Origin of the sequence: Nitrospirillum bahiense (genome assembly GCF_007828025.1) — a bacterium.
GTDB lineage: Bacteria > Pseudomonadota > Alphaproteobacteria > Azospirillales > Azospirillaceae > Nitrospirillum > Nitrospirillum amazonense.
Map to the genome: position 1 here is coordinate 75753 of NZ_VITO01000016.1, position 14320 is coordinate 90072.

Here is a 14320-nt window from a genome sequence, read left to right on the forward strand (position 1 = left end):
AGGCTTGGTTACTTACGGCTTCAGCCCCCGGGCGATAAAGTCGGCCGCCTCCGCCGCGACCTCCGCCGCCGGGCGGTCATCGCCCCAGACGGCGTAGCGTTGGCCGATGAAAACGCTGACGCCGATCAAGGCCCAGGCCCGCACCTCCACGTCGCCCTCGCGGATTTCCCCCCGTTTCTTGGCCGACTCCAAATTATTGATATAGCCGTCGGCGAACACCTGATAGTAGCGCCGGTAGGCATCCTCGGCAACGAACTGCGCCTCCATCACGATGCGGTAGAGGTTGCGGTGCGCGCGCACGAACTCGATGAACGCCTCCAGTCCCAGGCGTTCCGCCGTCAGCCGGTCAGGCGCGTGGGCCACCCGCTCCGCGATCCAGCGGCGGGTCAGCGCGCCCATATCCTCCACCAGCGCGCGGAACAGCGATTCCTTGCTGTCGAAGTAAGTGTAGAAGGTGCCCAGGGCCACGGCGGCGCGCTGGGTGATGCCGCTGACCGATGCCTCGTGGAAGCCACGCTCACCGAATTCCAGGGCGGCGGCGTCCAGCAGTTTGCGCAAAGTACGCTTGCCCCGCTCGGTACGCGGCGTCTTGTCGGCGGCCGCTTCCCCAGGCGCCGCCTCGGTCTCAGGGCCCTCGCCCACGCCGCCCTGCGTCATGGCATCGGTTTCGCCATCGCCGGCAGCCCGCTTCGCCGCCTCGGGTGAACGCGCCATGCCCCAACCTCCCTCTCTCGTTTTCTAGAACTTGAACGTTGACTCAACTTTCATCTTACGGCAAGCATGACGGCGGGAGGATGATCCGCCGACGCTACCGTCGGTGGATACCACGAAGCGCGGAAAACACCGATGCACGAACTGGGGCGACAGGCCGGGACCCGGCCACGCGGGGAAGACTCACGCCCGCTGATACCGGCTGACGGGGGCCTGATGGCCTATCGTCTGGCTGGCACGGGCCGCCCTCTGGTGCTGCTGCACGGCTGGGCCACCCATGGCGGCTTCTTCGCACCCCAGGTCACGGATCTGGCAGCCTCGTTCCAGGTGCTGGCGCCGGACCTGCCCGGCCACGGCGCTACCCCAGCCACCCACCCCACCGTGCGGGACCAGGCGGATGCGCTGCGTGCCCTGCTGAACGCCCTGGACCTGCGGGGTACCCTGCTGGTCGGCTGGTCCATGGGGGCCATGGTGGCGTGGCGCGCTCTACTGGACGGCGCCCGGGAGCGGGTGGCCGGCCTGGTGGTGGTGGATATGAGCCCGCGCCTGTGCAACGACGCCGGCTGGCCCTGGGGCCTTCGGGGCGCGGTCCAGGCGCGCGGGCCCCAAGCCGCCCGCCTGCTGGCCACCGACTGGGCCGCGTTCGCGCCCCGCATCGCCCGGCGCATCTTCGCCGCCGGCAGCCCGCACACTAGCCTGCGCCGCTGGGTGGAAGGAGAGGTTGCGCGATGCGATGCCGAAGCCATGGCCTCCCTGTGGCTGGATCTGCTGGCTCAGGATTTCCGGGCCGACCTGGGCCAGTTGGACTTGCCCACGCTGATCCTGCGCGGGGGGCTGAGCCAGCTCTATCCCGCCGGCACGGCCGATTGGCTGGCAGCGGCCCTGCCCCAGGCGCGACAGGTCACGTTCGCCGCCTCCGGCCATGCGCCGCATCTGGAGGAACCGCAGCGCTTCAACGAGATCATCACCGGCTTCGCCGCCGGCCTGCCGCCCTGAGGGGTTGGGTGGGGAACGGCGATCAACGGACGAAAGAACGGGCCCATGAACGGGGCCATGGACGGGAGGGCAAAGGGAATGAGCAAGGCTGCACGCTGGTTGTTGGGCGTTTCGGTCGCGGGTCTGATGCTGGGGGATGTGGCGTGGGCGCAACAGGCCGCCGACCCCGCCACCGACAGCGACGTGCTGCAAGAGGTAGTGGTGACGGCCCGCCGCCGGGCGGAAAACCTGAAGGATGTGCCGGTGGCGGTCACCGCCATTTCCGCCGACCAGTTGCAGGCCCAGGGCTCCGTCAACCTGACCGACCTGGAATACAAGTCGCCCAACACCACGGTGCAGGTGGCGCGCGGCTCCAACTCCACCCTCATCGCCTTCATCCGCGGCGTGGGCCAGCAGGACCCGCTGTGGGGCTTCGAGCCTGGCGTGGGCCTGTACGTCGATGATGTCTACGTCGCCCGCCCGCAGGGTGCCGTACTGGACATCTACGACGTCAGCCGCATCGAGGTGCTGCGCGGACCACAGGGCACGCTGTATGGCCGCAACACCATCGGCGGCGCCATCAAGTACGTGACCCGCGACATGACCGACCAGCCCACCGCCAATGCGCGGGTGGAGATCGGCAGCTATAACGAGCACAACGTCATCCTGTCCGGCAGCACGCCGCTCAGCGAGAAGTTCGCCATCGGCGGCGCCGTGGCCATCTACCGCCACGACGGCTACGGCCACAACCTCTATACCGGGGCCGACCAGTACAATAAGGACGTGGTGGCCGGCCGCATCAGCGCGGAATTCAAGCCTACCGAGAAATTCACCATCAAGGTGGCGGCCGACCAGACCAACGACATGTCCAACGCCAAGAGCGGCCACCGCGAAACGGCGACACCCGCTGGCGCCGCTCCCCTGCCCGACGATTACGACACCATGGCCGGCGTGGGCGACCACAACTTCGTGACCAACCGGGGCATGTCGCTGACGGCCGAATGGCAACTGTCGGACCAGTGGCTGCTGAAGGCCATCAGCGCCTATCGCGACGGCTACACCCAGACCAACATCGACTTCGACAACCTGCCCCAGCCCTATCTGGACGTGCCCGCCTGGTACAAGGACCACCAGTTCAGCCAGGAGGTTCAGGCCGTTTACACCGGCGAACGGCTGCAGGGCGTGGCCGGCATCTATTACATGGACGCGACCGCCGCCGGCGCCTTCGACACTGATGTGCAGAACCTGGGCCTCAGCATCCTGACCTCCGGCTCGGTCAAGACCAAGAGCATCGCCGGTTTCACCGACCTTAGCTACGACATCACCGATGACCTGAAGGTTTCGCTAGGCGGGCGCTACACCAACGACGACAAGACGGGCAGCGTCTATCGCGCCTATTACCTGGGCATCCGCAGCCCCATGTTCGGCGGCAAGCAGCAGGCGCCCTTCTCAATCCGCACCAACTACACCAACGACCGCAGCTTCGGCGAATTCACGCCGCGCGCCAGCGTCAGCTACAAGCTGACGCCGGACGTGACGGGCTATGTCTCCTACTCCAAGGGCTTCAAGTCCGGCGGCTTCGACATGCGCGGCGACGCCGTGCTCACCCCCGACACGGTCAAGGGCTACAACCCCGAGACGGTCAACAGCTATGAGGTGGGCCTGAAGGGCGATTATCTGGACCGGCGCCTGACACTGAACCTGGCCGGCTTCTACGCCGACTACAGCGGCCAGCAGGTGACAACCCAAGTGCCCACCGCCACCGGCATCGCCAGCTTCGTCGATAACGCCGGCGCCAGCCATATCTACGGCCTGGAATTTGAGGCCGTGGCCAAGCTGACCCGCCAGCTGACCGCCCAGGCCAATGTCGGCTACACCCTGGCGCAGTTCGACAAGTTCCTGTCCTACGACCTGACCAGCAGGCAGTACGTGGACGTGGCCAACACCCGCGGCTTCCAGAACACGCCGAAATGGACCACCGGTTTCACCCTGTCCTACCTGCTGCCCTTCGATGACAAGAGCACCCTGAACTCCTCCGCCAGCGTGTCCTATCGCAGCTTCACCCAGCTGTACGACACCGCCAGCATCCTGGACCAGCCGGGCTACACCTTGCTGGACCTCAACTTCATCTGGACCTCCGCCGATGATCATTGGCAGGTGGGCCTGCATGCCAAGAACCTGACGGATGAGCGGTACCGCGTGGGCGGCTATCCCTTCGGCGGCGCCACCTACGCCAATTCCTTCGCCGCCTACTACGGCCCGCCGCGCACCATCACCGGCACCATCGGCCTGCATTTCTGAGGATGGCCCCGGGCCTTCAACTCCCCGCAGGGCCCGGGTTCCTTGGCCGGCAGGGCTGTTTTGGGCGATCCAGCTCAAACGGTCCTGCCGGCGTTTCATGCTAGAGCCTATAACCAGGACCAGCCGCCCATGAGCGAGAGCACGATGAACGAGACGACCGCCACACCGACGACCGCCCTGGTACGGCCAGGATACCGCGTCCTGGTGATGGCGGCGCTGTTCGTGGTCTACACCCTGAACTTCGTGGACCGGCAGATCCTCAGCATCCTGGCCCTGCCCATCAAGACGGAACTGGGCCTGACCGATACGCAGCTGGGCTGGCTGGGCGGGCCGGCCTTCGCCCTGTTCTACACCTTCCTCGCCATCCCCATCGCCCGATTGGCCGACCGCATGAGCCGGGTGCGCATCATGGCCGTGTCGCTGGCGCTGTGGAGCGGCTTTACGGCACTCACCGGCCAGGTGGGCCTGTTCTGGCAACTGTTCCTGTGCCGCATGGGCGTGGGCGTGGGCGAGGCCGGTGGCGTCGCCCCCGCCTATTCCCTGATCAGCGACTATTTCCCCAAGCACCAGCGCGCCCGCGCCCTGGCCGTCTATTCCTTCGGCATCCCCTTCGGCAGCGCCCTGGGCATCCTGCTGGGCGGCTATATCGCCACGGCGGTGAACTGGCGCCTGGCCTTCACCGTCTGCGGCATCGCCGGCCTGATCATGACGCCCATCTTCCTGCTGACGGTGCGCGAGCCGATGCGCGGTGCGTTCGACGCCGTGAAGAACGCAGGCGCCCCGGTGCCGCTGCGGGCCGTACTGTCCATCCTGGGCACCAAGCCGTCGTTCTGGCTGCTGTCGGCCGGCGCCGCCTCCTGCTCCGTCCTGGGGTATGGGCTGGCGTTCTGGATGCCGTCCTTCCTGGGCCGCATGCACGGCATGGCGCTGAAAGACGTGTCGCTGCTGCTGGGCGTCGGCAGCCTGGTGGCCGGCACGCTGGGCATCTGGGCCGGCGGCGCCCTGGCCGACCGGCTGGGCGGGGCGAAGAAGGCGGCCTACCCGCTGGTGCCAGCCGTGGCCTTCCTGGTGGCGGTACCGCTCTATGCCCTGGGCTTCCTGGCCAAGGAGCTGTGGCTGGTGGCGGCGCTGTGCACCCTGCCCTTGGCCCTGGGCCTCGCCTGGCTGGGCCCCGTCATCGCCGCCGTGCAGCATGTGGTGCCGCCGGCCATGCGGGCCACGGCCTCCGCCATCTTCCTGTTCATCAACAACCTGGTGGGCATCGGCTTCGGCATCTTCTTCTTCGGCCGCCTGTCCGACTTCCTGGCTCCCCGCTACGGCACCGAGGCCCTGCGCTATTCCTTGCTGATCGGGCTGGGCTTCTACCTGCTGAGCGCCCTGTTCTTCATCCTCTCCAGCCGCCGGTTGGAGCGGGATTGGGAGGGGTGAGCCCCTCCCGCCCGGAACTCACTCCGCCAGTTGCGCCTCACGCTGGCGGGCGGAGTTGCGCATGCCGTAGAGGAAGTAGATGGCCAGACCCAGCAGGCTCCACGCGCCGAAGCGGATCCAGTTGCTGAGACCCAGCGAGATCATCAGCGCCACGCAGATCACGGCGCCGACGACGGCCACCACCGGCAGGTAGGGCACACGGAAGGGGCGCGGGCGGTGCGGGTCGCGCACGCGCAGCACCAGGGTGGCGACGCAGACCAGGGCGAAGGCCATGAGCGTGCCCAGGGACACCAGGTCGCCCAGCACGTCCAGGGGGGCGATGCCGCCGATGATGGCTGCCACCACCGTCACCCACAGCGTCGCCTGCCACGGCACATGGTGCTCCGGATTGACCGAGGCGAAGGACGGCGGCATCAGGCCGTCGCGGGCCATGGCGTAGAAGATGCGGATCTGGCCGTAGTTGCAGATCAGGATGGCGGAACCCAGGCCAAGGATGGCGGCCAGGTTGATGATCATGCCCAGCCAGGCCAGGGACGGGCCGGCGTTCTTGATGGCGATGAAGATGGCCTCGGGCGCGTCCAGCATGGTGTAGGGCGCCAGGCCGGTCATGACCAGGCCCACCACCACGTACAGCGTCACGCAGACGGCCAGGCCGCCCAGGATGCCGCGCGGCACCGTGCGCTGGGGCGACCGTGCCTCCTGCGCCGCAGTGGAGACCGCATCGAAACCGATATAGGCGAAGAACAGGGTGCCGGCAGCGCGGAACACGCCGGACCAGCCGAAGGCGCCATCGCCCGTGCTTTCGGGAATGAAGGGATGCCAGTTGGCGGTATCGACGTAGAAGATGCCCACCACCGCGAACAGCACCATGGCGCCAACCTTGATGGCCACGGAGATGTTGTTGAAGCGCGCGGTTTCCTTGACGCCCAGGCTGAGGATGACGCCGCACAGGGCGATGATGAACACGGCCGGCCCGTTGATGAAGGCCCCGGTCCATTCGAAGCCCTTCTCATCCGAGTAGGACAAGGGGGCCGATGCCAGGTTGGTGGGCAGATGCACCCCCCATTGCCCGAGGAAGGCGTTGAGATAACCGGAGAAGCCCACGGCCACGGCCGACCCGCTGATCATGTATTCCAGCACCAGGTTCCAGCCCACGAGCCAGGCCACGATTTCACCCAGCGTGGCGTAGGTGTAGCTGTAGGCGCTGCCCGCCACGGGGATGACAGTGGCCAGTTCGGCGAAGCACAGCCCGGCGAACAGGCAGGCCAGTGCTGCGAAGGCGAAGGAGATGGCGACCGCCGGCCCGGCATGGGTGGCGGCCTGGGAACCGGTCATGACGAAGATGCCGGCCCCCACCGTGCAGCCCACGCCCGCCAGGATCAGGTCCAGCGTACCCAAGCCACGCGTCAGCTTCGCGGCCCCGTGCTTCCCCTCACCGGCCGCGATGAGCGCATCGACCGGCTTGACCGTCCATAACCCCATACCCGTCCCTTTCCCCATTCGCGCCATCAGGTGGGCCGCACGTCCGGGGCCCTGTCCTATTCGTTATTCCCGTCCTAGCACGTTCCGGCACGCCCGTCCCAGCCCGGGCCCCGAACGCGATCAAATTTTTAATCCACGCCTTCATCCTCCGGTGTCGGATATCGGCGCAGCACTGCCTCGATGACGAAATTCTGGCCGGTATAGACATGCTCATACAGCAACTGGGCCGCCTTCTCGCCATCGCCGGCGATCAGGGCGGCCAGCACCGGTTGGCTGCCGGCCCGGTAGGCCGCCGCCCCTTCGGACTGGGGGATGCCCATGAACAGGGGGCGCTGCCCACGCTCGTACAGGTTCTGCAGGATCTGCTGCAGGCGCGGATTGCCCGAGGCCTCGGCAATGGTCTCGTGGAAATCCTGGTCGGCCTCCAGGATCTTGCGGTGCTGGTCGGGGTCGTCCGGCTCCACCGTGATGGTGGTGGCCCGTACCAGGCGGCGGACATGCGCCGTGGTCAGCCGCCCCGCCGCCAGCCGCCCAGCCATGGGCTCCAGCGCCAGGCGGAGCTGGAAGCAGTGCATGATGTCTTCCGGCGTGATGGGCGCCACGGTGAAACCGCTGCGCGCCCGCGCCGCCATCAGCCCTTCCTGGCACAGGCGGGCCAGGGCGGTCCGCACCGGCGCCTTGCCAAACCCCAGCCGCTCCGCCAGCAGGGCCTCACTAACCCGCTGCCCGGGCGTCAGGCGGCAGAGCATGATGTCGGCGCGCAGGGCCTGATAGGCCCGTTCGCTCAGGCGTTCCTCAGTGGTGGTCAAGGCCCGCTTCCCTCCCGCTCATGCCGCCCTAATGCCGCCCCTCTTACTAGAACTCCAGCCCCGCGCCCAGATCGCCGTTCATCACCAGGGCCTTGGCGGCGGCGATGTCGGGGGCGAAATAGCGGTCCTGGTCATAGGCCGGCACCACGGCGCGCAGCTTGGCCCGGGCCGCCTCCAACGCTTCCGAGGTTCGCAGCGGCAGGTGGAATTCCAGGCCCTGGATGGCGGCCAGCACCTCGATGCCGACGATGCCGGCGGCGTTGTCGGCCATGTCGATCAGGCGGCGGGCCGCCCAGGTGGCCATGGAGACGTGGTCCTCCTGGTTGGCGGAGGTGGGGATGCTGTCCACCGAAGCCGGATGGGCCAGGCCCTTGTTTTCGCTGGCGAGCGCCGCCGCGGTGACGTGGGCGATCATGAAGCCGGAGTTGATGCCGCCGTCCTTCACCAGGAAGGCCGGCAGGCCGCCGTTGTGGTGCGGATCCACCAGCATGGCGATGCGGCGCTCCGACAGGTTGCCGATCTCGGCGAGCGCCAGCGCGATCTGGTCGGCGGCGAAGGCCACCGGCTCGGCATGGAAGTTGCCGCCGGACAGGATGTCGCCGGTGTCGGGGAAAACCAGGGGGTTGTCGGTGACGGCGTTGGCCTCGATCAACAGGGTGCCGGCCGCCATGCGCAACTGGTCCAGGCAGGCGCCCATGACCTGCGGCTGGCAGCGCAGGCAGTAAGGGTCCTGCACCCGCTCGCAATCCAGGTGGCTGGCGCGGACCGCACTGCCGTCCAGCAGGCGGCGATAGGCGGCAGCGGTGTCGATCTGGCCCTTCTGGCCGCGCAGCTCATGGATGCGGGCGTCGAAGGGGGTGTCGGAGCCGCGGGCGGCGTCCACCGACAGGGCGCCGGCGGTCAGGGCGGCCTGGAACACCCGCTCCGCCGCGAACAGGCCGTTCAGCGCCAGCGCGGTCGACACCTGGGTGCCGTTCAGCAGCGCCAAGCCTTCCTTAGGGCCCAGATCCATGGGCTCCAGCCCCGCCTTGCGAATGCCTTCGGCGGCGGGCAGGATCTGACCGTCCACCCGCACCTCGCCCACGCCCAGCAGCGGCGCCACCAGGTGGGCCAGCGGGGCCAGGTCGCCCGAGGCGCCGACGGAGCCCTTGGACGGGATGCAGGGATAAACGCCATGATTGGCCAGCGCCACCAGCGCCCGGATGACGCTGCCGCGCACGCCGGAATAGCCGCGCGCGAGGCTGGAAATCTTGAGCACCAGGATCAGGCGCACGATGGCGTCGTCCAGCAACGGGCCGGTGCCCACCGCGTGGCTCAGCACCAGGTTGCGCTGAAGCTGAGACAGCTGGTCATTGCCGATGCGGGTCTTGGCCAGCAAGCCGAAGCCGGTGTTGATGCCATAGGCGGTGCGACCGGCGGCCATGACGGCATCGACCGTGGCGGCTGACTTTTCCGCATTCGCCAGGGTGGCGTCATCGACCATCAGGTGGACAGGGCCCGCCAGGGTGGCGCGCAGGTCGGCCAGGGTCAGGCGGCCGGGGACCAGGGTCAAGGTGTACATGGCACGGAAACTCCGGAGATAAATCAATCGACTAAAGGCCTATCTTCAGGCGGTGCCGTAATGCGCCGCCGCTGAGGACAGGAAGGTTGCGATCATCTGGCGCAGTACGGGCCGCAGGCGGGAACAGCGCCCGTCATCCAGCGACGGCACCAGGCCGGGGGCCAGGTGGGTGTCCTGAGACAGTTCCAACTGCAGGGCGTGGACATGCTCCGCCGGCCGGCCGTAGTGGCGGGTGATGTGCCCGCCCTTGAACCTGCCGTTCAGCACCGCGCTATAGCCGCTGGCCTGGGCTACCTGGAACACCGCGCCGGCGAAACTGCCGGCGCAGGAGGCACCGGCGTTGCTGCCCAGGTTCAGGTCGGGCAGCCGGCCGTCGAACAGCCGCGGCACCTCCGCCGCGATGGAATGCGCATCCCATAACAGGGCGTAGCCGTGCCGGTCCTTCAACCGGTCCAACTCCGCCGTAAGCTGGGCGTGGTAAGGCTGCCAGTAGGTGGCGACGCGGGCGCCCTTTTCGGCCTCGTTCGGCCCCTGCCCCTGTAGATACAAGGGCGTGCCGTCGAACATCACCTCCGGGATCAGGCCAGTGCCAGCCTGGCCGGGATAGAGGTTGGCGTCATCCGCCGGGCGGTTCAGATCCACGACATAGCGGCTGTAGGCCGCCACCAGGGTAGAGGCGCCAAGCTCGGCCGCGAAATCATAGAGCAGATCAACATGCCAGTCGGTGTCGAGCAGGCCGTGGGCCTCAGGCAGCAGGCGGGACGCTATGTCCCCCGGCACCTGGATGCCGACATGGGGAAAGGAGATCAGCAGCGGTGCCGTCCCTTCGCGAAAAGTGAAGATCGGCAGCGTCATTGGACGATCACGGGCAGGCCCAAGCCATGGCGCAGGGCGCTGTCAACAGCAAGTTCACGGCCAGCGGCGATGGGCGCGGCGGGGTTCCCCATTTGACATGCCTCTTTCCAGTTTTGCCGGCCGCCGCCATAGCTGAGGGGCGTTTGACCTCCGAAACTGATGCTTTCGGCAGTGATGGCGGCAACACGGGCGCCATCCTAGCGGTGGACCGATGGTTCGTAAAGGCCTGTTCCGTCATCTGACCTGTCAGTAACTTCGCCGGGGCTGGACCATACAATCCCGCTTGGCCACGATGGATCGCCCGGCCTGATTGCCGATTCCCTGGAAAGCAGTCGGAGCAAATGACGGATTTGTCCTGCGCCTGAATATCGCTGACAATCTGAAATTTCAGGGAGGCTAGCCGGGAGACACACCCCTTCCGCGCCGGGAAATCCGTCGGAGGGCGACGCCTGTGAAAAACGGGGCGTGAAGTGGTCAGGCCGTCTGATCGGGGGCGGCCGACGCCGCCAGCAGGCGGGCCAGGAAGTCGGGCGCGTCCTCGGCGTCGGCCAGGAAGTCCGCGCCGATGATCCGCCGCCCCACATCCACCCGTCGCACGACGATCGGGAACAGGGCGACGCCGTTGGTGACCTCGCTATGGATGCTGACGGTCAGGGCCTGGCCCGGGACAATATCCTCGACACCGCCGTGCACCTGCAGGCCGATGCCCTTGGCCGACCAGTCGACCAGGCGGGCCTGGTGGCGGCCCACCCGCAACGGGTACGCGTCGCCGGACAGGCGTGTGGCCTGGCGGCGATCGGCCGTGGAGGGGGGTATCTCGTCTGTCATGGGCGCCATCCTAACCGGATCAGACGGCCAAGGCTTCAACTGAAAAATTCCTGGCGCCGCGGAAGTCGGCGTTGCGGATGTCGGCCCCGCGCAGGTCGGCCATGGTCAAGGTCGCGTCTGTCAGGCAGGCGCCGGCCAGGACGGCGTTGCGCAGGTTCCCCTGGGTCAGGTCACCATCTTCCAGGCGGGCCATAGTCAGGTCGGCACCCGCCAGGTTCACCCGCACCAGGCGCGCCTTGCTGAAATTGGTGGGCCATTCGTGGCCGTTGCGCAAATCCATGGGACAGGCCACGGCATTGGCCAGGTTGGCCTCGTTCAGCGTCGCCCGCTCCAGGCAGGCGCCGCGCAGATCGGCGCCGGCAAGCTCCGCACCGCGCAGGTCGGCCATGGACAGATCGGCCATGGCCAGCACCGTGCCACTGAGGTTGGCGCCCTTCAGCGTTGTCTGCCTGAGGATGGCGGCGGACAGGTTCAGGTTGGACAGGTCCTGGCCGCTGAGGTCGGTGGCCGACAGGTCCGCGCGCTTTCCCTTGCCGCCGTTACTCAATATCCACAAGCGGTGCTGGCGCAGGGTTTCACCGATGGTGCCCTCAATATCGTCCAGGCGGCGCACCAGGTCGGCACCCGTCAGGTTGGCCATGGAGAGGTCGACATCGTCCAGCAGGGCGCCCAGCAGACTGGCCTTGGACAGGTTGGCGCTGCGCAGCAAGGCGCGGGTCAGCACCGCGCCGTCCAGCTTGGTGCCGCTGAGGTTGGCTTCGGACAGGTCCGCCCCTTCCAGGTTGCAGCCGGTGAGGTCGGAACCGCTGAGGTCCGCCCTGACGAAGATGGCGCCGCGCAGGTCGGTGTCGCGCAGATCGGTCTGGACGACGAAGGCGTTGGACAGCTTGGCGTGGCTGAGGTCGGCCTTGGTCATGGACGCCTCCGCCAGCTCGGCCGAAGGGTTGCCCTGCACATTGGGCGTCAGCTCGCCGTCCTTGCTGCGCATCAGATGACCGTCGCGCAAGTCGGCCTCCACCATCACAACCCGCTGCATGCTGGCCCCACGGAAGGCGGCACCGCGGAGATCGGCCCGGGTGAGGTTGGTGCGCTCCAGCGTGGCGCGGCGCAGGTCCGCCCCGAACAGGCAGGCGGAGCGCAAATCGGCCTCCGACAGGTCGGCCTCGCTGAGCCGCGCGCCGGTCAGATCGGCGCCGGCCAGCACCCGGCCGCGCAGTACGGCGTTGGACAGGTCGCAGAACTTCAGGCTGGCCCGTGCCCCGCCCCGTTGCCCCTGGAGGTAGCGCAGATGAAGGGTTAGCGCCTGCTCGATCTCCCCGGCCGACAGGCGCCGGTACCCAATATCGAGGCTGTCAACGTCGGCCCTAGGGCTCATTATCGATCTCAGGCTGCACGGTTCATCAACGCGGAGCCTATGTGATAGCGGCCGTTCGTTAATAAAAGGTCATTAATCCGAAGCAGGCAGCCGGGGGGGCCAAAAAGTGAGGGAAATCAAATACACCGAGAAACAGCCGGTGGCAGCGATATCCGTTTGATTTGACGCGCGTTCGAGAAAAATCCGGTGACCGAGCAAAATGCCATTGCACGTCCCACCTCGGTAGGGTCGGGCCAAATCTCTTCTCGCGAATGCGCCATGCATGCGGCAAGTTCACCAGTTCCGTCATCGCATTCTTTCTGGTCTCATTAAGCATCACCTGAGGACACCGAATGCCTGTCACACATGCCTCTCCAGCCGCGCATGTTGTCCTGCGTCGTGGACGCCGCAGTTACTTGGCCGGTTTGTTCGCCAGCCTGGTCATGGCGTTTGTGATCGTGCTTGATTTTCCGCAGGCCCAAGCCGCTTGGGTGAAGTTGAGCATGGTGGCGTTCGCGGCCTGGGGCATCCATGGGCTGCGCGTTTTTCGGCCAGGGTGGCTTAAGCTGGTCATCGACGTGGATGGAGTAACCTTGATTCAAGGTCGGAAGGTAGCGGTCTGCGCTTGGGACGATACCGTTATGATGATGCGCGTCATGGGAAACAAATCTCAGGCCGCAGGCATTTTTATTCGGCGGCGTAGTGATGCTGTCGCGGACCAGGGTCGCTTCGATAAAAGTTGGTTCTTCATCCCGGATGACTTCGCGCTAAATCGGACGGCACTATCTGATCTGCTACGACGCTATCATGATCAGTGCGGGCGGCTGCCGTTGCCACCGGAACCGGAGCCTATCCGTTTCACCAAGGACGCCAAGACCGCGTGGGGCGCGGGACTTCTCGTGGCTGGGGCCTTAATTGCCCCAATTTTGGCGCTTGTTGCCATCCTGGTCTTGCGCCACTGAGGCCAAATCCCACAAAAACAACGGCGGGACCCGGGGGCCCCGCCGTTCCGTCCAACTGCCACTTGCCCTGGGGTGATCGCTCACCAGAATTAGGCCAAATGGGTCTCCAGCGCCGCGTTCTTCACGGCCTTCTGAAGCTTTTCGAACGCCCGCACCTCGATCTGGCGCACACGTTCGCGGCTGATGCCGAACTCCTGGGACAGGTCCTCAAGCGTCGTCGGGTCGTCGCGCAGGCGACGCTCCGCCAGGATACGGCGCTCGCGGTCGTTCAGGCCCTTCATGGCGCCGGCCAGCAGGGCCTTGCGCTTGCCCAGCTCTTCCCGGTCGGCCAGACGGATTTCCTGGCTTTCGGTCTCATCCACCAGCCAATCCTGCCACTCGCCCTCACCATCCACGCGCAGGGGCGCGTTCAGGCTGTGGTCGGGGCTGCCCAGGCGGCGGTTCATGGACACGACGTCCTGTTCCGGCACGTCCAGCTTGGTGGCGATAGCGGTCACCGTCTCCGGTGACAGGTCGCCGTCCTCGATGGCCTGCATCTGGCCCTTCAGCTTGCGCAGGTTGAAGAACAGCTTCTTCTGCGCGGCCGTGGTGCCCATCTTCACCAGGCTCCAGCTGTGCAGGATGTATTCCTGGATGGCGGCGCGGATCCACCACATGGCGTACGTGGCCAGGCGGAAGCCACGATCGGGGTCGAAGCGCTTCACCGCCTGCATCATGCCGACGTTGCCTTCGGAGATCAGCTCGGACAACGGCAGGCCGTAGCCGCGGTAGCCCATGGCGATCTTGGCAACGAGGCGCAAATGGCTGGTCACCAGCTGGTGGGCGGCAATGCCGTCCTCATGTTCCTGCCAGCGCTTGGCCAGCATGAACTCCTTCTCCGGCTCCAGCATGGGGAAGCGGCGGATTTCCTGAAGATACCGCGACAGGCTCGATTCCGAACTGACGGCGGGGATGGCGGGCAAGGTGGCCATGGTCAACAACCTTTCACGGTTAAGGACCCCCGGGGATCGGGCGGTCCCCCCGTACCGGATGCTCAAATGGAGCCCCCCGGACG

At 66.7% G+C, this 14320-nt stretch carries 12 protein-coding genes; 4 read left to right on the forward strand and 8 right to left on the reverse strand.

The window, feature by feature from the left end; all coding sequences use genetic code 11:
- Positions 1-12: 12 nt before the first annotated feature.
- Entirely contained in the window at positions 13-714 is a 702-nt protein-coding gene (locus FBZ88_RS21245) for a TetR/AcrR family transcriptional regulator (protein WP_004273323.1), read from the reverse strand.
- 213 nt (positions 715-927) lie between these two features.
- Between FBZ88_RS21245 and FBZ88_RS21250 the strand changes: the two genes are divergently transcribed.
- The 3 genes from FBZ88_RS21250 (at position 928) to FBZ88_RS21260 (ending at position 5415) form a co-directional block, all read left to right on the forward strand.
- Positions 928-1707: an alpha/beta fold hydrolase gene (locus FBZ88_RS21250; RefSeq protein ID WP_186464531.1), complete on the forward strand. Its 780-nt coding sequence runs from the start codon at positions 928-930 to the stop codon at positions 1705-1707.
- A gap of 78 nt (positions 1708-1785) precedes the next feature.
- The gene (locus tag FBZ88_RS21255; RefSeq protein ID WP_145619147.1) at positions 1786-3987 is read left to right on the forward strand and encodes a TonB-dependent receptor; all 2202 of its coding nucleotides are present in this window, start codon (positions 1786-1788) and stop codon (positions 3985-3987) included.
- A gap of 129 nt (positions 3988-4116) precedes the next feature.
- Complete coding sequence (locus tag FBZ88_RS21260) at positions 4117-5415, forward strand: spinster family MFS transporter (protein ID WP_186464532.1); 1299 nt, start codon at positions 4117-4119, stop codon at positions 5413-5415.
- Between the two features lie 18 nt (positions 5416-5433).
- Here FBZ88_RS21260 and FBZ88_RS21265 read toward each other — a convergent pair whose 3' ends face one another.
- The 6 genes from FBZ88_RS21265 to FBZ88_RS21290 form a co-directional block, all read right to left on the reverse strand.
- Positions 5434-6897 carry an APC family permease gene (locus tag FBZ88_RS21265; protein ID WP_145619148.1) on the reverse strand — a complete coding sequence of 488 codons (1464 nt, stop codon included), beginning with the start codon at positions 6895-6897 and terminating at the stop codon, positions 5434-5436.
- Between the two features lie 128 nt (positions 6898-7025).
- The gene (locus FBZ88_RS21270; RefSeq protein WP_145619149.1) at positions 7026-7706 is read right to left on the reverse strand and encodes a GntR family transcriptional regulator; all 681 of its coding nucleotides are present in this window, start codon (positions 7704-7706) and stop codon (positions 7026-7028) included.
- 46 nt (positions 7707-7752) lie between these two features.
- Positions 7753-9267, reverse strand: coding sequence for a histidine ammonia-lyase (hutH, locus tag FBZ88_RS21275; RefSeq protein WP_145619150.1), 1515 nt, complete (start codon positions 9265-9267; stop codon positions 7753-7755).
- Positions 9268-9312: 45 nt separating this feature from the next.
- Complete coding sequence (gene hutG / locus FBZ88_RS21280; RefSeq protein ID WP_145619151.1) at positions 9313-10122, reverse strand: N-formylglutamate deformylase; 810 nt, start codon at positions 10120-10122, stop codon at positions 9313-9315.
- 474 nt (positions 10123-10596) lie between these two features.
- Entirely contained in the window at positions 10597-10950 is a 354-nt protein-coding gene (locus tag FBZ88_RS21285) for a hypothetical protein (protein WP_145619152.1), read from the reverse strand.
- A gap of 19 nt (positions 10951-10969) precedes the next feature.
- Positions 10970-12325 (reverse strand): pentapeptide repeat-containing protein, encoded by a 1356-nt coding sequence (locus FBZ88_RS21290; protein WP_145619153.1) that lies wholly within the window; start codon positions 12323-12325, stop codon positions 10970-10972.
- A gap of 395 nt (positions 12326-12720) precedes the next feature.
- Between FBZ88_RS21290 and FBZ88_RS21295 the strand changes: the two genes are divergently transcribed.
- Entirely contained in the window at positions 12721-13266 is a 546-nt protein-coding gene (locus FBZ88_RS21295; protein ID WP_145619154.1) for a hypothetical protein, read from the forward strand.
- 89 nt (positions 13267-13355) lie between these two features.
- Here the strand turns inward: FBZ88_RS21295 and rpoH are convergent, their stop codons facing one another.
- Entirely contained in the window at positions 13356-14237 is an 882-nt protein-coding gene (gene rpoH / locus FBZ88_RS21300) for an RNA polymerase sigma factor RpoH (RefSeq protein WP_004272279.1), read from the reverse strand.
- Positions 14238-14320: the final 83 nt, after the last annotated feature.